The following is a 20,561-nucleotide window of genomic DNA, read 5'->3' as shown; positions in this document are numbered from 1 at the left end:
GATATGAAAATTGTTATTGCCCCCGATTCATTCAAGGAGAGTCTGAGCGCCATGGCGGTGGCTGATGCCATCGAGGCCGGTTTCAAGCAGGTACTGCCGAACGCCACTTACGTCAAATTGCCGATGGCCGATGGCGGTGAAGGCACGGTGCAATCGCTGGTCGATGCCACCGGTGGCCGCATCCTGCCGGTCGAAGTGACCGCGCCCCTAGGTAACAAGGTGCAGGGCTTCGTCGGCCTGCTGGGTGATGGCGAGCGCGCCGTCATCGAGATGGCCGCCGCCTCCGGCATCCATCTGGTCGCTCCCGAGCAGCGCAATCCACTGCTCACCTCCAGCTTCGGCACCGGCGAGCTGATCCTGGCCGCGCTGGAGATGGGAGTGAAGCACCTTATTCTCGGTATCGGTGGCAGCGCCACCAATGACGGCGGTGCCGGCATGATCCTGGCGCTCGGCGGCAAGTTGCTCAAAGCGGATGGCTCTGCCATCGAGCTGGGTGGCGCAGGTCTCAGTGAGCTCGTGACCATCGATCTGAGCGGTCTGGATCCGCGTCTGGGTGAGCTGGTTATCGAGGTGGCGTGCGATGTGAACAACCCGCTGTGCGGCCCGAAAGGCGCCTCTGCAGTGTTTGGCCCGCAAAAGGGGGCGACTCCAGAGATGGTGGCGCAACTCGATGCCAACCTCTCCCGTTATGCCGACTGCATTGAGCAGGCACTTGGCAAGCAGGTGAAGGATATTCCGGGGGCGGGTGCCGCCGGTGGCATGGGGGCCGCGCTGGTCGGCCTGCTTGGTGCCGAGCTCAAGCCCGGCATCCAGATCGTCATCGAAGCGCTGAAACTGGCCGATGAAGTGGCCGATGCGGATCTGGTCATTACCGGTGAAGGTCGTATCGATAGCCAGACCATCCACGGCAAGACGCCAATCGGTGTCGCACGCTGCGCCAAGCAGTTCGGCAAGCCGGTGATCGGTATCTCCGGCTGTCTGACCGATGATTGCGGTGTGGTACATGATCACGGGCTGGATGCGGTGTTCGCCGTGGTCAACCGTGCCATGTCTCTGCCGGAAGCACTGGAGACCGCCAGCACCAACATTCAGCTGACTGCGCGCAACGTCGCGGCACTCTATCAACTCAAGGGTTGATCCGGTTCGGCCGATGGGCGCCATCGGCCACTCAATATCCCCGTTTGGGGCATCTCCCATCCCGCGAGATGTCTGACTGCCCTGGCACTTATTTGCCGATCCATCGTGATCGGCTCTTTTCTTTCTGCTCCTTTGTCTTGCCACACTTTTGACTCCATGAGGCAGCGCGGTTTTGATAGGCGCACATCTCCCTTTACGGCATAGTAGTCGTACCAAGTACAAGGAGAGACTCATGTTCCTGCTGACCCTGGGGGTTGCGCTGTTTACCCTGATCCATCTCTACCCCTGTTTTGCGGTTGCCCATCGGGCGCGGCTACGCGAGCGGCTGGGTGAGAATCGCTACAAGGGGCTTTTCTCCCTGCTGGTGTTTGTCGCCATTGCCTGCATCATCGCCGGTTGGCGCTCGGCCAGCTCGCTGCCGCTCTATTTCCTGCCGGAGTGGGGGCCGATGACCATGACGGTGATGATGCCCTTTGCGCTGATCCTCTTCTTCTCCGGCCAGGGGCCCAACCATCTGCGCCGCTGGCTGGTGCATCCCCAACTGCTCGGTACCCTGCTCTGGGCGGTGGCCCATCTGCTGGCCAACAGCGAGGCTCGCTCTCTGGTGTTGTTTGGCGGCATCGGGCTGTGGGCGCTGGTGAGCATGGTCTGGATTTCGGTGCGGGACTGGCAGCGATTTCCCCGCCCGGCGGCCAACTGGACGGGCACTGGCATCAGCGTCGGGGCGGGCCTGGCTGCCACTGCGCTGCTGGTGTTCTGGGGCCACGGCTGGCTGACCGGCATTCCCCTGCATTGAGAGTGAACTGCGGCTCTGGTAACCGCGTATGATGGACAAAACAAAAGGAGTTTTGGTGATGAAATGGTTCACTCTGTTGCTGTTATTGGGGGCCGGCGCGGCCTCTGCGGCGTGCCCCGATTATTTCAATGTGGAGATGCGGGAGCTCAACAATGCCCAGCGCCACAACCTCTGTCAGCTGACCGAGGGCAAGGTGGTGCTGGTGGTCAATACCGCCTCCTACTGCGGCTACAGCGGCCAGTTCCGCGATCTGGAGAAGCTCTACCAGAGTTACAAGGATAAGGGTCTGATTATTCTGGGCTTCCCCTCCAACGACTTCTGGCAGGAGGCGGGCAACGAGACCAAGACCGCCGAGGTGTGTCGCCGCGACTATGGCGTCACCTTCCCGATGTTCAATCGAGTGGCGGTGCGGGGCTCCGATGCGGTACCGCTGTTCAAGGGGCTGGCGGCGGCCGCTGACGGGGATGAGCCGAACTGGAACTTCCACAAGTATCTGGTGGGGCGCGATGGCAAGCTGATCGCCAGCTACGGCGCCAACCAGAATCCGGCTGACGACCCCCTCAAACTACAGATCACCCGGGCGCTGGGGCTCTGACCCTACCCCTTGGCGGGCGGCTCTGGAATAATGGGCTCCCGCCACTCAATCCGGTTATCCTGTGCTGCAACGTCTTCCTCAAATGGTGATCTTCGATGCGCTGGTGCGCGAGCAGGGGATCTCTGCCGCCGCCCGTCGTCTCGGGGTCTCCAAATCCCATATCAGCAAGCAGCTGGCGCTGCTGGAGACCACCCTTGGCGCCCAGCTGGTACAGCGCACTACCCGCCGTTTCGTCCTGACCGAGCTGGGTCAGGAGTATGCCCGTCACTGCCATGCGCTGGTGGCGGTGGCGCAGGAGGCTGACTCCATGATCGCCGAGCGGCGCGGCAAGGTGAGCGGGGTGCTCCATCTCGGGGTGGGACAATCCTTCGGCCGTCTGCACGTCATTCCCCATCTCAAGGCGTTTCAGGATCGCTATCCCGAGCTGGAGCTGGAAGTCTCGCTGTTCGACCACAGAACCAATCTGGTGGATGAGGGGCTGGATCTCTGGCTCACCACCTATGAGGACAAGCCGGAAGGGCTGGTGGGACAGCGGCTGGCCGACATCGGCTTCGTGGTTGCGGCTTCGCCGGATTACCTGCTGAGCCACGGCACGCCGCTTCATCCCAAGGATCTGGCCCAGCACAACTGCATCACTTACCAGAGTCGGGAGCGGCGCTATCACCAGTGGTCGTTTCGCCAGGGCAAGGAGCGCCAGACGGTGCAGGTGGCGGGCAACTATCGGGTGGATATGGCGGAGGCGGTGCGGGATGCGGCGCTGGCCGGGCTCGGTATTGCCTATATTGCCAACTACTTGCTGGACAAGGAGTTACAGAGTGGCAAGCTGATCCCTGTGTTGCCAGGGTGGCGACCGAACCAGCAGATGGCGGTACACGCCGTTTATGCCCGGCGCGAACATCTGGATCCCAAGATCCGTCTCTTCATCGATTTTCTCAAGGCCCGCTTTGGCCCCGAACCCTATTGGGAGCAGCGACTGGCCCCCTGGCTCGGGGGTAAATTGTCCGGCGGTGAGGAATGATTGTTTCCATTTAAGAACTCTCGATTTCTCCTGATACTAAAATCGAACCAAATCAGCCAGTTGGCGCAACCGATATCGTGCAAACGTTTTTTCTAACAGGCTTGTAACCAAGCGGACTTGCAGTGACGGGGTGAGAGGCGCAGAATCCGCGCCCATCTTTTGCCCCACCTGATGGAGTCCCTATGATTGCCCTGCTCGGCATCCTGAGTATCCTGGCGCTTGCCGTCATCTGCTCTGATAATCGTCGTCGTATCCCGCTGCGAACAGTTGGCCTTGCCCTCTGCCTGCAAATCATGTTTGCCGGTCTGGTGCTCTGGCTGCCTGCCGGTCAGCATGTGCTGAACGGGGTCAGCGAGAGTGTAAGCAGCGTGATCGGTTATGGTCAGGAGGGGATCGCCTTCCTGTTCGGCGATCTGGCCAAGTTCAAGCTGGGCTTCATCTTTGCCTTCAACGTGTTGCCGGTCATCATCTTCTTCTCTGCAGTGATCGCCATCCTCTATCACATCGGCATCATGCCGCGGGTGATCGCCCTGCTGGGCGGCGGTCTGCAGAAGCTGCTGGGCACCGGCCGTGCCGAGAGCCTCTCCGCGACCGCCAACATCTTCGTCGGCATGGTGGAAGCTCCACTGGTGGTCAAGCCCTACCTCTCCAAGATGTCCGATTCCCAGTTCTTCGCTGTGATGAGTTGTGGTCTCGCCTCCGTCGCCGGTGGCACCCTGGTGGGTTATGCCAGCCTCGGGGTTGAGTTGAAATACCTGATCGCTGCCGCCTTCATGTCGGCCCCTGCCGGTCTGGCGATGGCCAAGATCCTGGTGCCGCCGGGAGCTGAAGAGGTCGATCACCATCAGGATGTAGAGATCCCCCGTGCTACCAACGTGATCGAAGCGGCGGCCGATGGCGCCATGTCCGGCCTCAATATCGCGGTGGCGGTCGGTGCCACCCTGCTGGCTTTCGTTGGCGTGATCGCCATGCTGAATGGCCTGCTCGGCTGGGCTGGCGGTCTGGTAGGGCTGGACCTGAGCTTCCAGATCATTCTGGGTTGGCTGTTTGCCCCCGTCTCCTGGCTGATCGGTGTGCCCTGGGATCAGGCGCAAGCCGCTGGCGCCCTGATCGGCACCAAGATCGTGGTCAACGAGTTCGTCGCCTTTATCGGCCTGGTGCAGGATCAGACCCTGAGCGAGTCGAGCAAGGCCATCGTGACCTTTGCCCTGTGTGGCTTTGCCAACATCTCCTCCATGGCGATCCTGATCGGCGGTCTGGGTTCCATGGTGCCGGAGCGCAAATCCTTCATCGCCCGTTACGGAATGCGCGCCATTCTCTCCGGCGTGCTGGCGAACCTGATGAGCGCCTGTCTGGCCGGTCTGTTCCTTGCCCTGTAACCGCTGCGGCACGGAATAGATGCAACAAGGGCGCTGCGATGGCGCCCTTGTCATGTGGATAAAATGAAGCCCCGGCCTTGTTCGGGGCTTCTTGTTGCCGCTCAGTCGACGTAGAAGGTCTGCTGGAAGCTGAGGTTCTGTTGCTGCCCACCGCCCATGATCTTCAGAGTGAATTGATAGGTATCTTCGTTGCGGTAGGGGAGGGTTGCCAGATAGTAGATGGCATCCCCCTCTTTTACCTCCTGAAAGTTCAGGGTGCGGATGGTGCCGGTCAGGTTCTTGGCCTCACCGGTGATCCCCACGGCTTGCGCCACTTTCTGCTTGTCCTGTACCGCGATATTGATGATAGCGTTGTAGCGACTGCGCTCCAGTCCATACGCCTTGGCGACCTCGGGGGTGAGGAAGCTGGAGTTGAAGGCGCTGTAGTGCACCAGCCAGGGCCCCAGCTCCTTCATCTGTTCTGCCTTGAGCGGCAGTGTCATCAGTAATGCCAGCAGGCCACTCATCCAGGCTGTTTTCATCTGTCATCCCTCTCATATCTACGGTTGGCGCAGGCCGATTCATTCAGCCTTGCGTGTCATTCAGCAGTGCACTCACTTCTTGCGGCAACTGTTTGGGGCTGTCGATGGTGACGGTTTTGTGTCGCCCCAGCTCGCCCCGCACTATGGTGATCTGTCCCTTGGCCACCTTGAACTGCTTGGCCAGAAACTTGATCAGATGGCTGTTGGCTTGGCCATCGACGGGCGGCGCCGTGATGGCCACTTTCAGCTCTTCGCCATGCAATCCGATGATCTGATCCCGACTCGCCTTGGGCTGGATCACCAGATGCAGTACCAGTTCATCCCCTTGTTGCAGGACGGCTGGCATCAAATCATCCACCACAGCTGGCCGAACAGGTCACCCAGCAGGTAGTTGATGGCTTGCAGGCCGATAAAGGCGACCAGCACCGAGAGATCCAGTCCGCCCAGTGCCGGCAGTACGCGGCGGATAGGGGCGAGGAACGGCTCGGTCAGCTGATGCATCACGTATTCGATGGGGTTGCGGCCCTGGCTGACCCAGCTCAGGATGGCGCGGATCAGCAGTACCCAGAAGATCATCGAGCCCGCTTTCTTCAGCACGGTCAGCGCGGCGAACAGGCTGATGCTGAGCCAGTCCGCCAGCAGCACATTCATGCTCTTGAGTAGGGCCAGCTTGGCGAAGGCGATGACCAGCGCCAGCACCACAGAGGCGAGGTCGATGCCGCCAAAGCCCGGGATAACGCGGCGCAGTGGGATCACCAGCGGATTGGTCAGCTTGACCACCATCTGGCTCATCGGGTTGTAGAAGTCGGCACGGGCCCACTGCAGCCAGACGCGCAGCAGGATCACCATCAGGTAGAGATCGAAAACGGTGTTAATCAGAAAGTAAGCAGTGTTCATCTGGGCTCCTGTTAGAAGAGGGTTTCCATTTCGGTGGCACGAGCAACGGCCGCCTGCATGGCTTGCGCAGTCAGCGGCATCAGCCCCTGCAGCTGGAATGTCTTGATGGCTTCAGCTGTGGTGCCGCCCTTGCTGGTGACCTGCTCACGCAGGGTTTGCAGCGCCAGCTCAGGGTTCTGCTCCACCATGGCGGCTGCGCCCAGCGCGGTCTGCTGCACCAGCAGGCGTGCCTGATCGGGCGAGAAACCCATCGCCTCCGCCTCTTCGGCGATCGCCTGCATAAAGAGGAAGAAGTAGGCCGGAGCACTGCCCGCCGCGGCGATGACGCCGTTGATGCCAGACTCCTGCTCCACCCAGAGGGTCTTGCCGACCGCCTGCATCATCTGCTCGGCAAAGTCACGATCCACGGCGGCAATATGTTCGGGTGCATAGAGACCGGTCATGCCCAGACCCAGCAGGGCAGGGGTATTGGGCATGGTGCGGATGATGCGGTCATGGCCACCGGCCATCTCGCCAAGGCGCGCCACCTTGATGCCAGCCGCGATGGAGATGAGCAGCTTGCCCTCAAGGGAGCCCAGCTCGGCAACCAGAGCGGCTAGCATGCCTGCCATCAGCTGCGGCTTGACTGCCAGCACGATCACTTCGGCGTCTCGGGCCGCCTCGGCATTACTCTGGGTGATGCGAATGCCATGTTCGCTCGCCAGCGTCTCCAGCTTGGGCAGACTGGGGTTGGCGGCCGTGATCTGCCAGGCGGGATAACCCGCCTTGACCAGTCCGGCGATGATGCTGCGGCTCATGTTGCCCGCGCCGATAAAGGCCAGCGTTCTATGCTGCATCAGATGCTCCTGTTGCACATGGGGTCGCGGCGGGGTTGGCGCTGCCTGCACCACCTGACGCCAGAATTCGGTGTTCCATCAAACGCTCCTGTTGATGAAGTCGCGGCAAGAGGCGGACGTATGGGTTATCCGCTGGCCTTGCCTATGAGTAGTCACGGGCGCCGAAGATGGCGGTGCCGACCCGCACCATGGTGCTGCCGTGGGCGATCGCCAGTTCAAGATCCTCGGTCATGCCCATCGAGAGGGTATCCACCGTGGGGTATTGTCGCGCAAGCTCGGTGAACAGAGTCTGCATACGGGTCATTTGGGCGGCCAGTATGCTCTCGTCACTGGTGTGCTCTGGAATGGCCATCAGTCCCCGCAGCACCAGTCGCTCACTTTGAGAGACCAGCTCGGCAAGGCGGAAAATCTCTTGTTCCGACGTTCCGGATTTGCTGCTCTCTCCGCTAATATTGATTTGCAGACAAACATTTAGCGGTGCCATTGTAGTTGGGCGCTGGTTGTTGAGGCGGTCGATCAGCTTGTCCCGATCCACGCTCTGCACCCAGTCAAACCGTTCGGCGACCAGTTTGGATTTGTTCGATTGCAAAGGGCCGATAAAGTGCCACTCTATGTCGCTATATTCCGGCTGCTGGCGCAAGGTATCGATCTTGGCCGCTGCTTCCTGAGCGTAGGATTCGCCAAAGCAGCGCTGACCTGCGGCATGGGCGGCCATGATGGCCTCGACCGGCTTGGTCTTGCTCACGGCCAGCAGGCGGATCTGCTGCAGGTTGCGGCTAGCCCGTTCGGCGGCCTGGGCAATACGTTCCTTTACCTGAAACAGGTGCTGGGCAATCTGGTTCATATTTCGTTAGTGATCTTGTGATGGGAGAATGACAAGTCTATGGATATCACAGAGTTATTGGCTTTCAGTGTAAAGCATAAAGCCTCGGATCTACACCTCTCGGCCGGGGTTCCCCCGATGATCAGGGTTGATGGTGAGGTTCGCAAGATCAATTTGCCCGCCCTGGAACACCGGGAAGTGCATGCCCTCATTTACGACATCATGAACGACCATCAGCGCAAGGAGCTGGAGGAGAACTTCGAGGTCGACTTCTCGTTCGAGGTACCCAATCTGGCCCGTTTCCGGGTTAACGCCTTCCAGCAGGCGCGCGGCTCGGGCGCGGTATTTCGTACTATCCCCAGCACTGTGCTGAGCCTCGAGGATCTCGATGCGCCGGAGATCTTCCGCAAGATCGCCGAGTTCCCGCGGGGTCTGGTGCTGGTGACCGGCCCGACCGGCTCGGGTAAGTCGACCACCCTGGCGGCCATGGTCAACTACATTAACGAGAACTTCCATCACCACATCCTCACCATCGAAGACCCCATCGAATTCGTCCACGAGAACAAACGCTGTCTGGTGAACCAGCGGGAAGTGCACCGCGATACCAAGAGCTTCAGCAACGCCCTGCGCTCGGCGCTGCGGGAAGACCCGGACATCATTCTGGTGGGCGAGATGCGCGACCTTGAGACCATTCGTCTGGCCATGACCGCCGCCGAAACTGGCCATCTGGTGTTTGGTACCCTGCACACCTCGTCGGCGGCCAAGACCATCGACCGTATCATTGACGTCTTCCCTGGCGCGGAGAAGGACATGGTGCGCTCCATGCTCTCCGAATCCCTGCGGGCGGTTATCTCCCAGACCCTGCTCAAGCGTATCGGTGGCGGCCGGGTGGCGGCTCACGAGATCATGATGGGCATTCCGGCGGTGCGTAACCTGATCCGGGAGGACAAGATTGCCCAGCTTTACTCGGTGATCCAGACCGGGATGACCCACGGCATGCAGACCATGGATCAGAGCCTCAAGCAGCTGGTGAGTCGCGGTGTGGTGGCATCCCTCGATGCCAAGGCCAAGGCCGTCGATCCCAACAGTATTTAAGCGACTCGCACCCAGGGAGGGATAGATGATGAATCTGGATGATCTGCTGAGCGAGCTGGTCGAGCGAAAGGGATCGGATCTGTTTGTGACGGTGGGCTCGCCGCCCACCCTCAAGGTGAATGGCCATCTGGTGTCGCTGGGGGGGGAAGCGCTCGACAAGAAGGGGGCGCTGACGCTGGTCAGGGATACCCTCAGCAGCGATCACTTCGAGCGCTATATCCGCACCAAGGAGGCCAACTACGCGATCTATCGCGAAGCGCTTGGCCGTTTTCGGGTCAGTGCCTTCTGGCAGCAGGAGCTGCCCGGCATGGTGGTGCGGCGTATCGAGACCCGCATTCCCACCTTTGAAGATCTGCAGCTACCCAAGATCCTGCAAGAGGTGGCGATGGCCAAGCGGGGACTGGTGCTGTTTGTCGGCGCCACCGGGGCGGGCAAATCGACCACCCAGGCGGCGATGATTGGCTATCGCAACCAGCATGCCGATGGTCACATTCTGACGGTGGAAGATCCGGTGGAGTTCGTCCATCAGCATGGTCGTAGTCTGGTGACCCAGCGAGAGGTGGGGATCGACACCGAGTCATTCGATGTGGCGCTGAAAAGTTCGCTGCGACAGGCGCCGGACGTGATCCTGATCGGCGAGATCCGAAGTCAGGAGACCATGGAGTTTGCCCTGCAGTTCGCCGAGACGGGACATCTTTGTCTCGCCACTTTGCATGCCAACAATGCCAACCAGGCGCTGGATCGCATCCTCCATCTGGTGCCGCAAGACAAACACCGCCAATTCCTGTTCGATCTCTCTTTCAACCTCAAGGCCATCGTTGCCCAGCAGCTGGTGCCGAGTATGGATGGCAAGCGGCGCTGCGCCGCGTTCGAGATCCTGCTCAATACCCCGCTCATCACCGACATTATCCGCAAGGGAGAGATGCATCGCCTCAAGGAGGTGATGACCAAATCCACCGAGCTGGGTATGCAGACCTTCGATCAGGCGCTCTTCAGCCTGTTCTGCGCCGGCCAGATTGGCTACAGTGAGGCACTTGCCCACGCTGACTCGGCCAACGACCTGCGATTGCTGATCAAGCTCTCCGGTCGCGAGCGGCTCGGCACTGGCACGCTGGACAATGTGACGCTGGATGAATGAATCATGGGGCCGCTCCGCCGTTCGGCCCCTCGCCATAAAGGAACGTTATGCTGATTGTGGTTTCCCCGGCCAAGACGCTGGATTACGAGTCACCGCTGGTGACTCCCCGTTTCACCCAACCCGAGCTGCTGGATCACTCCGCCGAACTGATTAGCCGGGCCCGCCAACTGAGCCCTGACCAGATCGCCACACTGATGAAGATCAGCGACAAGCTGGCCGGTCTCAATGCCGCCCGTTTTGCCGAGTGGCAGCCGGATTTCACCCCCGCCAATGCCCGTCAGGCGCTGCTGGCTTTCAAGGGGGATGTCTACACCGGTTTGGCGGTAGAGGATTTTAGCGAGGCCGATTTTGACTTCGCTCAGGCACACCTGCGGATGCTCTCAGGCCTCTATGGCGTGTTGCGTCCCCTCGACCTGATGATGCCCTATCGACTGGAGATGGGGACCAGGCTCGACAATAGTCGCGGCAAGGATCTTTACCAGTTCTGGGGGGAGGTGATCACTCACCATCTCAACGACGCGCTGGCAGCGCAGGGGGATGAAGTGTTGATCAATCTGGCCTCCGACGAGTATTTCAAGTCGGTACGACCCAAGAGCCTGAAAGGGCGGATTGTCACGCCGGTGTTCAAGGATGAGAAGAACGGCCAGTTCAAGATCATCAGCTTCTACGCCAAGAAGGCGCGCGGCATGATGGCTCGCCACATCATCAAGCACCGTCTGACCGAGGTGGAGCAGCTGACCGGTTTCAACGCCGAGGGTTACTACTTTGTGCCGGAAGAGTCGGACGCCAATACCCTGATGTTTAAACGCGCCGAAAATTAATTACAAAAAGAGGGAACCAATCTTTCGACCCACGGGTCTGAATATGTGAATCCTCTGTTGTAAGCACTTTTTATTCGCCGACGTTTGATACGTCGGCTTTTTTATTGCCGTTTTTACTGTCCATCGATTGCCTTCGCCGGGACTATGTGGTTCAGATAGACTCAAGACAGGGAGCGAGTCGTCGTGAGGTGAATATGGAACAGAAAAATGCCATTCGGCAGGTTGCCGTACCTTGGGCTCCGTCCCGCCAGCTCCCACCTGGGCTGGTCGTTGCCGAGCTGCATCAGGATCTCTGGAGCGACTCTCTGACCATCATGCTGGGGCGGGCACGCAGCATCGATCTACCCCCGCAAATCCTCTGCCGGGTCTATTTTCGCCATATCTACGCCCTGCGTGTTATCGAAGATTGCGATCTGGCCGAGGGGAAGGATAGTCACGCCATCGAAGAGCAGATCCAGCTCATCACCCCATCCCGTTTTGCCAGCTGGTTCCATCAGGAGTCGGATGGTCTGCATCTGGATGAAGATCTGCAGCACTATCGCATCTCGACCTGGGATTATTGCGCCGATGTGCTGACCTCCTCGGCGCCGGAACTGCAGTTCCTGCCCCAGAGCGAGTAGCCAGCTGTTACGTCAGAGGCGAAGGATGGTCCTTCGCCTCTTGGTTTTTGGGCGGGCGCAGATTTTGTTGCGTTCAGGCCATTCAACCCAAGTGGTGGCCTGTTGTGTCTGTCTAGTCCTGAAATAGGTTTACACATTTTCAACTAGCATTTCTCTACTCAGAACCCCCTATGTACCGCATCGGGGGTTCTGTATTTCAACGCATGATGCGGCCGCTCCGCGTTGTAAATATCCACCGCTTCACGCACCATTTCCCGCGCTTGCATCAAATCCTGCGGGCTTTGCAACAACAACTCTCCTTTCAAAATCCCGTTCACCCGCTCCGCCAACGCATTCTGGTAACAGTCATACCCATCCGTCATCGAGCATTTCACCCCGTACCGTTCATGTAATGACTGATACAGTCCCGAGCAATACTGCACGCCGCGGTCTGAGTGATGGATGAGTTCACCGTCGCCACGCCGTTGCTTCAGTGCTTTCCTGAACGCCATCGCCACCGACTCCGCGTGCATCCCTTCGTGTACGTGGTGGCCTACTATCTTGCGTGAGTACGCATCCGTCACCAGGCTCAGGTACAGCGGTCCGCTCCTGGCTGGCAGATAGGTGATATCAGCGACCCAGACCTGCTCCGGGGCCACCGGTGTGACCTGCTCTGGCCCCGCCTTGAGCAAGTTGGGATGACGGTAGAAACGGTGAAAACTGTGGGTGGTCTTGTGATAAGCCCGTCTGGGTGGCACCAGCAGGCGGTGCTCGGCCAATATCCGAAACAACCTGTCCCGCCCGACCTTGAGCCCGCCATCATCCTGACCCTGGAGCAGATAATGCAGCTTGCGAGTGCCCACCCGAGGTTGTCGCAGTCGAACCTGACGCACAAAACGCACCACTTGCAATCCCTGTGCATGGCGCTCGTCGGCGACCCGATTGCGCTTGTAGTAAGCCTGCCGGCTTATCCCCAGAAACAGGCAAGCCCTGACCATGGTCAGCCTCTCGACTTGCCGCTGCGAGAGGACTTGCCGGGTCGCTTTTTTACGATGGAGACGCCGTAGTCATTCTTCAGTACATCGACGATGGCCTCAAAGAACCGGGCCTTCTGACTCATCAGCGCCAGCTGCTGCTCGAGTTCCTTGATGCGCTGTTCGGGCGTCTGGTTGTCGGGGTCAGGCATGGTGATGCTCCTGCCGGCGCGTACAGAAGCCCCCTGGCTCCAATCTTGCCGACCATGTTTACGCAACCATACCAGAACGGTGGAGCGGCCCTGAATGCCATAACGCACCTGAGCCTGTTTATAGGTGAGCTCGCCTTTTTCAATCTGCTCGACCAGTGCCAGTTTAAAAGTCAGCGAGTAATCGCGCTGTGTCCGTTTCACACCTTGTCCCATCGGGTTCTCCATTTATTGGGAGGAAAGGTGTAAACCATATTCAGGACGGGACAGTCGACACAAAAAAAGCGCCTCAGAGGAGGCGCGGGGAAAAAGACAGATTGGAAGCGTCACATGGGTGCTACTTGAATCAGCGAATGAGCCGTGCCATTCAAGTATGGAGCCATCATGCCAAGCTCAATCTGAAGTAGTTCTGAGGCGATTCTTCATTTTCTGTTCATCTTGTCAGCAAAGCGTGGTCACTGACTGAAAGCCTTTTCATTCTGGTCACCATATTGTCCCGTCCCTCTCCGGGGCGCTCATCGTCTCATGGGGCCAGCTCGAATGTTGTGCCTGTCTGTTCCAGTGCCAGCAACCAGCGCTTGATGGGAATGCCGCCAGCATAGCCGGTCAGCTCACCGCTGCGTCCGATCACCCGATGGCAGGGCACTATGATGCTCAGCGGATTGCGGCCATTGGCAGCGCCTACTGCTCGCACTGCCTTGGGATTGCCGATAGCCTGGGCAATCTCGAGATAGCTCACGGTCTCGCCATAGGGGATATCACACAAAGCGTTCCACACCGTTTGCTGGAACGGGGTGCCCTTCGCTGCCATAGGCAGATCGAACTGCTGCAACTTTCCGGCGAAATAGGCGGTGAACTGGGCAAGATAGGGGGCCAGCGCCTTGTCATCCCGTTGCCAGTCAGTTTGCGGCATGACGGGCCGCTCTCCGTGCATGAACTCCACGTGGCGCAGACCATCCTGATTGATGGCAATGAGCAGGGGGCCGCGAGCGCTGTCGCAAAAACTGTATCTCATCGGCTGACATCCTTTGGAGGCTGGGGGGGCTCAGTCCAGCACCGGTTTGCCGCGGGCGGATTTGATATCCCCCTTGCGCTTTTTGGCATCGACCCGCTTGCGTTGGGAGCTGCGGGTCGGCTTGGTGGCATGGCGGGCCTTGGGGCGCCAGGCTGCTTTCTTCAGCAACTCCACCAGACGGCTCATCGCCTCCTTGCGATTCATGTCCTGGCTGCGATGGCTCTCGACCCTGATCATGATAAAGCCGTCGTGTACCCGGCTGTCGCTCAGCTTGTCGAGACCCTCCTTGTAGAGGGGCGTCAGGCTGGGAGAGTTGCGGTAATCGAATCGCAGCCAGACGGCGGAGTCGGTCTTGTTGACGTGCTGTCCACCGTTGCCCTGTGCCCGCATGGTCTGAAATTGCAGCTCATGCCAGGGAATCGTGACGCTGTTGGAGATAACTAACATGCTGTTTTGCTCTTGTTTGGTGCATACCCGCTGACCGCTGCAGCATGGTGCCTCATTATGGGGCGTGCTGGCCGGTTATGGGGATGTGCCTGGCGAATGGCGCGGTCATTAAACTCTATCTATATGAAATAAAACAATAAAAATACTTGGCATAAGAATTGAAACCCGATTCATGACACACCATGGATTGGGAGCAACCAGATGAAGCTGATTAGTGCGATTATCAAACCGTTCAAGTTGGACGATGTCCGCGAGGCTATTGCCAACCTGGGGGTGGAAGGGCTGACCGTGTCCGAGGTCAAGGGATTTGGCCGCCAGAAGGGACACACCGAATTATACCGGGGAGCCGAGTATCAGGTCGACTTCCTGCCCAAGGTGAAGCTGGAGATTGCTACCGCCGATGATAACGTGGAAGGGGTGATCGAGGCGATCTGCAAGGCGGCCTATACCGGCAAGATCGGCGACGGCAAGATTTTTGTCTACGACTTGCTGCAAGCGGTGCGCATCCGCACCGGCGAGAGTGACGACGAGGCGCTGTGATGAACCGCATCCGTGACGTACAGATCTGTTGACCTCCTGATCTCGGGGAATCCCGATGGAGTGAGCGCTTATTGAAGCCTGATCAACATAACGTTTTGCTCTGAAGAGGCCGAATGGGATTCCATCCGGCCCTTTTCATTTGTGGGCGATTAAATATGTGATGTGGCGACGGCGAGCTTTCTTGATCCGCTTATAAGATGTATGCAGAATGCAAACGGAAATCGTTATCACTCTGTATAGCTAATCAAGGAATGGATGATGAAAATGAAGATGTTGGCACTGGCTTTCTCTGCGTTGGCAGCTCAGTCGGCATTGGCGGCCGGGGAAGTGAATGTCTACTCCAACCGGCAGGATGAGCTGATCAAGCCCATCATCCAGCAGTTCGAGAAGGAATCTGGCATCAAGGTGAACGTGGTGTTCGCCAAAGAGGGGTTGAACGAGCGTCTGGAGCGGGAAGGCAAGCTCTCTCCGGCCGACCTGATGCTGACCGTCGATATCAGCCGTCTGACCGATCTGGTGGACAAGGGGTTGGTGCAGCCGGTGGACAGCAAGATCCTGCAGGAGAACATCCCCGCCATCTATCGTGATCCGGAGAATCGCTGGTTCGCGCTGACCACCCGGGTTCGCGCCATCTACTCCAGCAAGGAGCGCCTCGGCAAGCTCGACACCATCAGCTACGAAGATCTGGCCAAACCGGAATTCAAAGGGAAAATCTGCACCCGCAGCGGCAAGCATGAGTACAATGTGGCGCTGGTCTCCTCCATGATTGCCCATCACGGCATGGCCGAGACCAAAACCTGGCTGGAAGGGGTCAAGGCCAACCTGGCGCGCAAGCCGCAGGGCAACGACCGGGATCAGGTCAAGGCGATCAAGGATGGTATCTGTGACGTGTCACTCGGCAACAGCTACTATCTGGGTGCCATGTTGAAAGATCCTGCTCAGAAGTCCTGGGCGGATGCGGTCTATATCAACTTCCCGAACCAGGCTGACCGCGGTGCCCACGTCAACGTGAGTGGCGTGGCCATGACCAAGTATGCCAAGAACAAGGCCGAGGCCCAGAAGCTGATGGAGTTTCTGGCTGGCGACACCGCCCAGCACATGTATGCGGACGTGAATGCCGAATATCCGGTCAAGGCCGGGGTCGAGCCTTCCGCCATGGTCAAGTCCTGGGGCAGTTTCAAGTCTGACGCACTACCGGTCAGCGATTACGCCAAGCACCGCAAGGACGCCTTGCAGTTGCTGGATGAGGTGAAGTTCGACTTGTAATCAGATGGGGCCAACGGCCCCATCAACATCTGTGGTCTCATGAAAAATTTTGGATGGATGACCGGCAGCTGGGCTATCGCCCTGCTGCTGGGTTTACCGGTTATAGCCCTGCTTTTCTCTGCCTTCTCGGCTGAGGGGGAGCTGTTTCGCCACCTCGCCGATACCGTGCTGCTCGATTATCTGGGCAATACCCTGGGGCTGGTGGTCGGTGTGGTACTGCTCAGCCTGCTGTTTGGTGTACCCACCGCCTGGCTGGTGGCCATGTGTCAGGTGCCGGGGCGCCGTGCCCTGCAGTGGGCGCTGATGCTGCCGATGGCGATGCCCTCCTATATCGTCGCCTACGTCTATACCGACTTGCTCGATTACTCGGGCCCGCTACAGGCCGGGTTGCGAGCACTCTTTGGCTGGAACAGTCCTGCCGATTACTGGTTTCCGGCCATTCGTTCCCTTGGCGGCGCCGCCTGGGTGCTGGCGCTGGTGCTGTTCCCCTATGTCTATCTGCTGACCCGCGCCTCTTTTCTCGAGCAGTCAGTCAGCCTGATCCACTCCAGCCGCCTGCTCGGCTGTACCCCGTGGCAGAGCTTTCGCCGCCTCAGTTTGCCGTTGGCGCGTCCCACTATCATGGTGGCGGTGTCGCTGGTGGCGATGGAGACGCTGGCTGATTTCGCCACCGTCCACTTCTTTGCCATCAACACCCTGACCACGGCGGTCTACGACACCTGGCTTGGTTATGGCAGTCTGGCCACCGCGGCCAAACTCTCCTGCCTGATGCTGCTGGCTGTGGTGCTGCTGATCGCGCTGGAGCGCCGCTCGCGCAGTCGGCAGCAGGTGTTCCAGAAGTCCATGGGCCATGAGCAGCCGCTGCGCTATCCGCTCAAGGGGATTGGCCGTTGGTTGGCCTGTCTCTGGTGCTGGGGGCTGGTGCTGGCCGGTTTTGGCCTGCCATTCGTCATCCTGCTCGATTACGGGGTGCGTTACTTCGAGTTGTCATGGACGCCGGAGTTTGTCCGCTTTGCCGGCAACAGCTTGGCTATCTCGGCGCTGACCGCTCTGCTGGCGATGGGCATCGCCCTGCTGCTCGGCTTCTTCCGTCGCCTCGATGGCGGGATAAAGAGTTTGTTGCCCCTGCGCATCGCCGCCATGGGCTACGCCATGCCGGGTACAGTGCTCGCCATCGGTGTGCTGGTGCCGCTAACCGCCCTCGATTTTGCCATCAACGATCTGGCCGAGTGGCTCGGGCGTCAGGGGCCGGGCTTGCTGCTGACCGGCACCATCACCGCCATCGTGTTCGGTTATCTGGTGCGCTTCGTGGCCATCGCCATCGGCTCGGTGGAGAGCAGCATGGGCAAGATCTCCCCCAGTCTCGACATGGCGGCCCGCTCCCTGGGACAAGGGGATGGCGGCATGCTGCGGCGGGTTCATCTACCGCTGGTGCGCCGTGGTCTGTTTGCCGGTGCCATGCTGGTATTCATCGAATCCATGAAGGAGCTGCCCGCCGCCCTGCTGCTGCGGCCGTTCAACTTCGATACCCTGGCGACCCACGTCTATCAGTTCGTCTCGGACGAGATGCTGGAGCGCGGTGCGCTGGGGGCTATCGTCATCGTGCTGGTGGGGCTGTTGCCGCTGATCTGGGTCAACCGCAGTCTGGATAGTCCGGGCCACTGAGTCGCCGCGTCGGTCAATGAAATTGCATGCGGTGTGCTGAACCGAAAGGCAGTGCGCCGCCAGAAACGAGAGGAAGTCAGCCTTGTCCTGTTTGCAGGTTGAAGATGTCAGCTGCCGTTACAACGGCCGCAATGTGCTGGAGCAGCTCTCCCTGACGGTGGCAGACAACGAGATCGTCTGCCTGCTGGGAGCCAGTGGCTGCGGCAAAACCACGCTGCTCAAGGCTATCGCAGGGCTGCTGCCGTTGGCAGAGGGCACGATTCGCCTCGGCGATACCCTGCTCGACGGGCCGGGTGCCAGCGTGCCGCCCGAGGCGCGCAATATCGGGATGATCTTTCAGGATTACGCCCTCTTTCCCCACCTGACGGTGGCCGACAACGTCGGTTTCGGGCTGACCAAACTCGACCGCGGTGCCCGCCAGCAGCAGGTGGACGAGGCGCTGGCGCTGGTCAATCTGCAGGGGCTGGGGGAGCGCTATCCGCACCAGCTCTCCGGTGGTCAGCAGCAGCGGGTGGCCATCGCCCGAGCGCTGGTGTGCAAGCCGCGGTTGATGCTGCTGGATGAGCCCTTCTCCAACATCGATACCCAGGTGCGGATGAAGCTGATCCTCGAGATCCGCGCCCTGCTCAAGCAGCAGGGGATCGGCGCCATCTTCGTCAGCCACAGCAAGGAGGAGGCGTTCGCCTTCGCCGATCGGCTGGCGCTGTTTCGCGCCGGTCACATCGAACAGGTGGGCCAGCCAGAGCAGCTCTATCGCCGCCCGCAAAACCGCTTCGTGGCGGAGTTTCTCGGTGGGGTCAACTATCTGGCTGCCGAGGTGGTGGACAGCCACTGCGTGCAGACGGCGCTCGGGGTCATTTGTGGCAGCGAGCCTCATGGCCGCGCGGTGGGCGAGCAGTTGCAGCTGATGCTCAGACCCCAGCAACTGCTGCTGGAGAGCGCCGCAGATGGCGAGCTCAAGGTGGTGGAGCAGCAGTTCCTCGGCCACCACTGCCGGGTGCTGTTCGAGTGTGGCGATCTGCAGTTGGAGGCCAGCATTGGCGAGCCCCTTGATGGGATGCGGGCACGGATCAAGGTTGCCCCCCATGGGCTGGTGTTGTTTGACCCTTTGCCCTGAACGCGTGATATCGTCGTGAAATCAAAGAACTGGATCCACTCTGGTTTATAATCGCGCAACGCAAATAGCCCGTAACGCTAACGCCTACTCAGGGGAGAGATATATGAAAGCCCAAGCCGGGATCTGCGCAGAGCCGAATCTGCACGCCCTCTATCTGATGTTCAATCGTACCGGCGATGCCGCCGAACTGGTCGGCCGTCTGGCCAAACTGCCCGCCCTGTGGCAGGCGGTGGCTGCCGATTTCCCCGATGCCGGGTTCAGCGGTCTGGTTGCCGTGGGCGCCGATGCCTGGGATGGTCTCTACCCTGCCGCCCGTCCGCCCCAGTTCCGCAGCTTTATGGCGCAATCCGCCAACGGTCAGGAAGCCCCCAACACCCCGTTTGATCTCTTTATTCAGCTGCGCGCCGATCGGGTGGATGTGCTGCACCACGCCGGTCACCGTGTGATGGCACTGCTGGCCGGACTGGTCGAGCTGGCCGAAGAGGTGCGTGGCTTCCGCAACCTGGATTTCCGTGACCTGACCGGTTTCGTTGACGGCACCGAGAACCCGCAGGATGAGCACCGTGCCGAAGTGGCGCTGGTGGCCGATGGCGAGTTTGCCGGTGGCTCCTACATTCACGTCCAGCGCTGGGTCCACGCCATGAGCGACTGGGAGAAGCTGGCGCAAAAAGAGCAGGAAGACATTATCGGTCGCACCAAGCCCGACAACATCGAGTATGAGTCTGCCGCCAAACCGCTGACCGCCCACATCAAGCGGGTCAACCTCAAGACCCCGAAAGGGGAGTCCATGGAGATCCTGCGCCAGAGCATGCCCTGGGGCACCATGACCGAGCAGGGGCTCTACTTCATCTCCTGCTGCCGCACTCCGCAGCACTTCAACGCCATGCTGGCCAGCATGTACAAGGGAGAGGGCAGCCACTTCGACCATCTGCTGCGCTTCACCAAGGCGGTGACCGGCGCGGCTTTCTTCGCACCATCGGAAGGTTTTCTGATGGCGCAGGGCAAATAAGCCCGCCTGACGAAGACTCAGAAAACAAAAATCCCGGCCTTGGCCGGGATTTTTCGTTCTGGCGTGACCGCTATGACGCGGTAGCGGCCATTACGGCGTCTGTTCGAACAACTCGAGGGCGGAGAGGTAGAGCTCTTCGATATCGGTGTCGCTGGTCGGGGTGATGAAGATAGTGTCATCACCAGCGATGGTGCCGAGGATCCCCTCTGCCTTGCCGAGGGAGTCGAGCAGGCGGGCGATCAGCTGGGCTGCGCCCGGGCTGGTGTGAATCACCACCAGTGCGCCGTTGTGATCGACGTCCAGCACCAGATTCTTGAGCGGGCTGGAGGTGGTGGGCACGCCCAGTTCCACTGGCAGGCAGTAGACCATCTCCATCTTGGCATTGCGAGTGCGAACGGCGCCGAAGCGGCTCAGCATGCGCGATACCTTGGACTGGTTGATGTTCTCAAAGCCCAGCTCTTGCAGGGCGGTGACGATTTCTGCCTGGGAGCCAAAGCGCTCTTCTTTCAGCAAGGCTTTAAAGGCCTTGGCCAGTTTTTCTTGCTTGTCGTTGTGTTTCATCTTGGTCTCACGAATGAGGAGGTGTGGCGGCCTGTGCGATACAGGCGGCAGATACGAACAGCGAGGCCATTTTGCATTCATATGCCGTTTTTTGCAAGGAAGC

Annotated in this window: 23 protein-coding genes; 14 read left to right on the top strand and 9 right to left on the bottom strand. The window is 59.7% G+C overall.

All coding sequences use genetic code 11. The annotated features are described in order from the left end of the window. Positions 1 to 3 precede the first annotated feature (3 nt). From I6L49_RS13090 to I6L49_RS13070, 5 genes are all read left to right on the top strand, one after another. Complete coding sequence (locus tag I6L49_RS13090) at positions 4 to 1,137, top strand: glycerate kinase (protein ID WP_216949697.1); 1,134 nt, start codon at positions 4 to 6, stop codon at positions 1,135 to 1,137. Between the two features lie 232 nt (positions 1,138 to 1,369). Next, positions 1,370 to 1,933 carry an NnrU family protein gene (locus tag I6L49_RS13085; protein WP_216949696.1) on the top strand — a complete coding sequence of 188 codons (564 nt, stop codon included), beginning with the start codon at positions 1,370 to 1,372 and terminating at the stop codon, positions 1,931 to 1,933. Between the two features lie 58 nt (positions 1,934 to 1,991). After that, entirely contained in the window at positions 1,992 to 2,528 is a 537-nt protein-coding gene (locus I6L49_RS13080) for a glutathione peroxidase (RefSeq protein WP_005341435.1), read from the top strand. Between the two features lie 82 nt (positions 2,529 to 2,610). Continuing rightward, entirely contained in the window at positions 2,611 to 3,546 is a 936-nt protein-coding gene (locus I6L49_RS13075; protein ID WP_005340335.1) for a LysR family transcriptional regulator, read from the top strand. A 182-nt stretch (positions 3,547 to 3,728) separates the two neighbouring features. Beyond that, entirely contained in the window at positions 3,729 to 4,925 is a 1,197-nt protein-coding gene (locus tag I6L49_RS13070) for a NupC/NupG family nucleoside CNT transporter (RefSeq protein ID WP_005348874.1), read from the top strand. A gap of 101 nt (positions 4,926 to 5,026) precedes the next feature. Here the strand turns inward: I6L49_RS13070 and I6L49_RS13065 are convergent, their stop codons facing one another. The 5 genes from I6L49_RS13065 to I6L49_RS13045 form a co-directional block, all read right to left on the bottom strand. Next, complete coding sequence (locus tag I6L49_RS13065; RefSeq protein WP_150390230.1) at positions 5,027 to 5,446, bottom strand: DUF4426 domain-containing protein; 420 nt, start codon at positions 5,444 to 5,446, stop codon at positions 5,027 to 5,029. Positions 5,447 to 5,489: 43 nt separating this feature from the next. Continuing rightward, the gene (gene yggU, locus I6L49_RS13060; protein WP_123173809.1) at positions 5,490 to 5,792 is read right to left on the bottom strand and encodes a DUF167 family protein YggU; all 303 of its coding nucleotides are present in this window, start codon (positions 5,790 to 5,792) and stop codon (positions 5,490 to 5,492) included. Beyond that, on the bottom strand, positions 5,792 to 6,343 hold the full coding sequence (locus I6L49_RS13055; RefSeq protein ID WP_042011910.1) for a YggT family protein: 552 nt from the start codon (positions 6,341 to 6,343) through the stop codon (positions 5,792 to 5,794). The genes yggU and I6L49_RS13055 overlap by 1 nt, the downstream gene beginning before the upstream one ends. Before the next feature lie 11 nt (positions 6,344 to 6,354). Further along, positions 6,355 to 7,179, bottom strand: coding sequence for a pyrroline-5-carboxylate reductase (gene proC, locus I6L49_RS13050; protein WP_216949695.1), 825 nt, complete (start codon positions 7,177 to 7,179; stop codon positions 6,355 to 6,357). Positions 7,180 to 7,321: 142 nt separating this feature from the next. Next, positions 7,322 to 8,023 (bottom strand): YggS family pyridoxal phosphate-dependent enzyme, encoded by a 702-nt coding sequence (locus I6L49_RS13045; protein ID WP_204480235.1) that lies wholly within the window; start codon positions 8,021 to 8,023, stop codon positions 7,322 to 7,324. Positions 8,024 to 8,062: 39 nt separating this feature from the next. Here I6L49_RS13045 and tapT point away from each other — a divergent pair, with 39 nt between their 5' ends. From tapT to I6L49_RS13025, 4 genes are all read left to right on the top strand, one after another. Then, on the top strand, positions 8,063 to 9,097 hold the full coding sequence (gene tapT / locus I6L49_RS13040; RefSeq protein WP_005340354.1) for a type IVa pilus ATPase TapT: 1,035 nt from the start codon (positions 8,063 to 8,065) through the stop codon (positions 9,095 to 9,097). Between the two features lie 28 nt (positions 9,098 to 9,125). After that, positions 9,126 to 10,235, top strand: a complete 1,110-nt coding sequence (gene tapU, locus I6L49_RS13035) for a type IVa pilus ATPase TapU (RefSeq protein WP_005340356.1) — start codon at positions 9,126 to 9,128, stop codon at positions 10,233 to 10,235. Positions 10,236 to 10,282: 47 nt separating this feature from the next. After that, the gene (yaaA, locus tag I6L49_RS13030; RefSeq protein WP_064338818.1) at positions 10,283 to 11,056 is read left to right on the top strand and encodes a peroxide stress protein YaaA; all 774 of its coding nucleotides are present in this window, start codon (positions 10,283 to 10,285) and stop codon (positions 11,054 to 11,056) included. Positions 11,057 to 11,250: 194 nt separating this feature from the next. Further along, a complete protein-coding gene (locus I6L49_RS13025; RefSeq protein ID WP_005340360.1) occupies positions 11,251 to 11,676 on the top strand; it encodes a hypothetical protein in 426 nt (141 codons plus the stop codon). A gap of 158 nt (positions 11,677 to 11,834) precedes the next feature. Here I6L49_RS13025 and I6L49_RS13020 read toward each other — a convergent pair. The 3 genes from I6L49_RS13020 to arfB all read right to left on the bottom strand — a co-directional run bounded on the left by I6L49_RS13020 (position 11,835) and on the right by arfB (position 14,300). After that, positions 11,835 to 13,054, bottom strand: a protein-coding gene (locus I6L49_RS13020) for an IS3 family transposase (RefSeq protein WP_216949694.1) whose coding sequence is annotated in 2 segments (ribosomal slippage) — positions 11,835 to 12,706 and positions 12,706 to 13,054 — 1,221 coding nt in all. Because the reading frame shifts where the segments join, the coding sequence is not laid out codon by codon here. A 307-nt stretch (positions 13,055 to 13,361) separates the two neighbouring features. Then, the gene (locus I6L49_RS13015) at positions 13,362 to 13,853 is read right to left on the bottom strand and encodes a methylated-DNA--[protein]-cysteine S-methyltransferase (protein ID WP_216949693.1); all 492 of its coding nucleotides are present in this window, start codon (positions 13,851 to 13,853) and stop codon (positions 13,362 to 13,364) included. A 30-nt stretch (positions 13,854 to 13,883) separates the two neighbouring features. Next, positions 13,884 to 14,300, bottom strand: a complete 417-nt coding sequence (gene arfB, locus I6L49_RS13010) for an alternative ribosome rescue aminoacyl-tRNA hydrolase ArfB (RefSeq protein ID WP_111806077.1) — start codon at positions 14,298 to 14,300, stop codon at positions 13,884 to 13,886. 201 nt (positions 14,301 to 14,501) lie between these two features. On the opposite strand from arfB, the gene glnK reads away from it, so the two are divergent. The 5 genes from glnK to I6L49_RS12985 all read left to right on the top strand — a co-directional run bounded on the left by glnK (position 14,502) and on the right by I6L49_RS12985 (position 19,897). After that, a complete protein-coding gene (gene glnK / locus I6L49_RS13005) occupies positions 14,502 to 14,840 on the top strand; it encodes a P-II family nitrogen regulator (RefSeq protein ID WP_005341406.1) in 339 nt (112 codons plus the stop codon). A 258-nt stretch (positions 14,841 to 15,098) separates the two neighbouring features. Further along, entirely contained in the window at positions 15,099 to 16,106 is a 1,008-nt protein-coding gene (locus I6L49_RS13000) for a Fe(3+) ABC transporter substrate-binding protein (protein ID WP_005357960.1), read from the top strand. Between the two features lie 39 nt (positions 16,107 to 16,145). After that, positions 16,146 to 17,771 (top strand): iron ABC transporter permease, encoded by a 1,626-nt coding sequence (locus I6L49_RS12995; protein WP_216949692.1) that lies wholly within the window; start codon positions 16,146 to 16,148, stop codon positions 17,769 to 17,771. An 82-nt stretch (positions 17,772 to 17,853) separates the two neighbouring features. Then, positions 17,854 to 18,888 (top strand): ABC transporter ATP-binding protein, encoded by a 1,035-nt coding sequence (locus I6L49_RS12990; RefSeq protein ID WP_216949691.1) that lies wholly within the window; start codon positions 17,854 to 17,856, stop codon positions 18,886 to 18,888. A gap of 103 nt (positions 18,889 to 18,991) precedes the next feature. Further along, positions 18,992 to 19,897, top strand: coding sequence for a Dyp-type peroxidase (locus I6L49_RS12985; protein ID WP_005340377.1), 906 nt, complete (start codon positions 18,992 to 18,994; stop codon positions 19,895 to 19,897). A 90-nt stretch (positions 19,898 to 19,987) separates the two neighbouring features. On the opposite strand, the gene argR is transcribed toward I6L49_RS12985, so the two are convergent. Then, a complete protein-coding gene (gene argR / locus I6L49_RS12980; RefSeq protein WP_005340378.1) occupies positions 19,988 to 20,458 on the bottom strand; it encodes a transcriptional regulator ArgR in 471 nt (156 codons plus the stop codon). Positions 20,459 to 20,561: the final 103 nt, after the last annotated feature.

Origin of the sequence: Aeromonas sp. FDAARGOS 1419 (genome assembly GCF_019047045.1) — a bacterium.
Taxonomy (GTDB): Bacteria; Pseudomonadota; Gammaproteobacteria; order Enterobacterales; family Aeromonadaceae; genus Aeromonas; species Aeromonas veronii.
Note: the sequence above shows the minus strand (reverse complement) of the source record. Positions and strands in the feature narration are given on the sequence as shown.

Coding starts and splice junctions, on each gene's coding strand:
- I6L49_RS13090 (WP_216949697.1), top strand. CDS start 4: ATGAAAATTGTTATTGCCCCCGATTCATTCAAGGAGAGTCTGAGCGCC.
- I6L49_RS13085 (WP_216949696.1), top strand. CDS start 1,370: ATGTTCCTGCTGACCCTGGGGGTTGCGCTGTTTACCCTGATCCATCTC.
- I6L49_RS13080 (WP_005341435.1), top strand. CDS start 1,992: ATGAAATGGTTCACTCTGTTGCTGTTATTGGGGGCCGGCGCGGCCTCT.
- I6L49_RS13075 (WP_005340335.1), top strand. CDS start 2,611: ATGGTGATCTTCGATGCGCTGGTGCGCGAGCAGGGGATCTCTGCCGCC.
- I6L49_RS13070 (WP_005348874.1), top strand. CDS start 3,729: ATGATTGCCCTGCTCGGCATCCTGAGTATCCTGGCGCTTGCCGTCATC.
- I6L49_RS13065 (WP_150390230.1), bottom strand. CDS start 5,446: ATGAAAACAGCCTGGATGAGTGGCCTGCTGGCATTACTGATGACACTG.
- yggU (WP_123173809.1), bottom strand. CDS start 5,792: ATGCCAGCCGTCCTGCAACAAGGGGATGAACTGGTACTGCATCTGGTG.
- I6L49_RS13055 (WP_042011910.1), bottom strand. CDS start 6,343: ATGAACACTGCTTACTTTCTGATTAACACCGTTTTCGATCTCTACCTG.
- proC (WP_216949695.1), bottom strand. CDS start 7,179: ATGCAGCATAGAACGCTGGCCTTTATCGGCGCGGGCAACATGAGCCGC.
- I6L49_RS13045 (WP_204480235.1), bottom strand. CDS start 8,023: ATGAACCAGATTGCCCAGCACCTGTTTCAGGTAAAGGAACGTATTGCC.
- tapT (WP_005340354.1), top strand. CDS start 8,063: ATGGATATCACAGAGTTATTGGCTTTCAGTGTAAAGCATAAAGCCTCG.
- tapU (WP_005340356.1), top strand. CDS start 9,126: ATGAATCTGGATGATCTGCTGAGCGAGCTGGTCGAGCGAAAGGGATCG.
- yaaA (WP_064338818.1), top strand. CDS start 10,283: ATGCTGATTGTGGTTTCCCCGGCCAAGACGCTGGATTACGAGTCACCG.
- I6L49_RS13025 (WP_005340360.1), top strand. CDS start 11,251: ATGGAACAGAAAAATGCCATTCGGCAGGTTGCCGTACCTTGGGCTCCG.
- I6L49_RS13015 (WP_216949693.1), bottom strand. CDS start 13,853: ATGAGATACAGTTTTTGCGACAGCGCTCGCGGCCCCCTGCTCATTGCC.
- arfB (WP_111806077.1), bottom strand. CDS start 14,300: ATGTTAGTTATCTCCAACAGCGTCACGATTCCCTGGCATGAGCTGCAA.
- glnK (WP_005341406.1), top strand. CDS start 14,502: ATGAAGCTGATTAGTGCGATTATCAAACCGTTCAAGTTGGACGATGTC.
- I6L49_RS13000 (WP_005357960.1), top strand. CDS start 15,099: ATGAAAATGAAGATGTTGGCACTGGCTTTCTCTGCGTTGGCAGCTCAG.
- I6L49_RS12995 (WP_216949692.1), top strand. CDS start 16,146: ATGAAAAATTTTGGATGGATGACCGGCAGCTGGGCTATCGCCCTGCTG.
- I6L49_RS12985 (WP_005340377.1), top strand. CDS start 18,992: ATGAAAGCCCAAGCCGGGATCTGCGCAGAGCCGAATCTGCACGCCCTC.
- argR (WP_005340378.1), bottom strand. CDS start 20,458: ATGAAACACAACGACAAGCAAGAAAAACTGGCCAAGGCCTTTAAAGCC.